Raw genomic sequence first — 1,144 nt, 5'->3', positions numbered from 1 at the left:
TGGCGTCGCCCAGTGAAAATTCGACATTCGGGTAGGTCGACCGCAGGTTTTCGATAAGCTCTGGCGTTTCCTTCTTCAAATGTCCGCCGCGGGCGACGAACATCGGCATGACGACGATCCTGTCCGCCCCTTGCGCAATCAGCCCGGCGGCGCAGTCCGGCAAGGTCGGCGCCATGAATTCAAGGAACGCCAGCTCGACCGGCACGCTTGTCATACGCTGGCGAATGGCCGCTTGTACGCGGCGCATGGGATTGGCCCAGGCCGGGTCGCGGGCGCCGTGGGCGAAGAGGATGAGGGCAGTGGTCATGGCAAATCTTCCGTTCGATCAGTCTGGCCGCCACAACGGGCGGATGCGGGTAGGGCCGTATCTTAACGGCAGGGTTCCCGCGAACATCGCCAAAACAATAAAAAGCCAGCCATCGCACGCCATTCGCGAAATCCTTATCGTGCAGTTGGCGAGTCCTTGGGCTAGGATGAAAGCCGTTGGAGAGATGCTCCGTGCATGGCGCGAGGACAGGAATAAAAATGCCAAAATCATTCAATCGACCATTGCGCTTTTGGCGCCTGAGCATTTTTCTGTGCGGTCTTTTTGGCATGTTCTGCACCGTCCCGGCCATCGGAGCAAACGACAGCATGCCCCGCCAGCTTGATGTCGTCACCGACGACAACTACCCGCCCTATCTTTTCCGCAACTCGGCCGGTGAACCCGAAGGCTATCTGGTCGACTACTGGCAGCTCTGGGAAAAGAAAAATGGCGTAAAAATCCGGTTGACCGCAACAAACTGGGCCGACGCCCAGCAAATCCTCCTGGCTGGCCGGGCGGACGTCATCGACATGATTTTTCGCACGCCGCAGCGCGAGGCTTTATATGACTTCTCGGCGCCCTACGCTGATCTCCCGGTCGCCATCTACCATCACGCCTCGATCGCCGGCATCAGCGGCGTATCGACGCTGCGCGGCTTCCAGGTCGGGGTCAAGGCTGGCGACGCCTGCATCGACAAACTGGCCGAGAACGGCATTTCCAACCTGCTTCTTTACCGCAATTACAGCGAACTGATCGACGCGGCCCAGCGCCAGGAGGTCAAGGTTTTCTGCCTCGACGAGCCACCGGGCAATTTCTATCTCTACAAGGCCAAGGCCGAGA

The 1,144-nt window shown here is 59.2% G+C and carries 3 protein-coding genes; 2 read left to right on the top strand and 1 reads right to left on the bottom strand.

The genetic code is table 11. The features are described 5' to 3' along the window. Positions 1 to 307: sirohydrochlorin chelatase (locus tag ADADOO_RS03260; protein WP_511274976.1), on the bottom strand; the 307-nt coding region annotated here is incomplete at its 3' end. Here ADADOO_RS03260 and ADADOO_RS03255 point away from each other — a divergent pair. Together ADADOO_RS03255 and ADADOO_RS03250 are read left to right on the top strand one after the other, a co-directional pair. Continuing rightward, positions 306 to 650 carry a hypothetical protein gene (locus tag ADADOO_RS03255; RefSeq protein WP_511274974.1) on the top strand — a complete coding sequence of 115 codons (345 nt, stop codon included), beginning with the start codon at positions 306 to 308 and terminating at the stop codon, positions 648 to 650. The two genes, ADADOO_RS03260 and ADADOO_RS03255, sit on opposite strands and share 2 nt — an antisense overlap. Then, a partial coding sequence (locus ADADOO_RS03250) for a transporter substrate-binding domain-containing protein (RefSeq protein ID WP_511274972.1) occupies positions 634 to 1,144 on the top strand: 511 nt, incomplete at its 3' end. The genes ADADOO_RS03255 and ADADOO_RS03250, both read left to right, overlap by 17 nt.

The sequence above is a fragment of the Azonexus sp. genome (genome assembly GCF_036170495.1).
Classification (GTDB): Bacteria; Pseudomonadota; Gammaproteobacteria; order Burkholderiales; family Rhodocyclaceae; genus Azonexus.
The sequence above is the reverse complement of the archived record's forward strand: the minus strand, read 5'-3'. Positions and strand labels throughout refer to the sequence as shown.

Coding starts and splice junctions, on each gene's coding strand:
- ADADOO_RS03255 (WP_511274974.1), top strand. CDS start 306: ATGGCAAATCTTCCGTTCGATCAGTCTGGCCGCCACAACGGGCGGATG.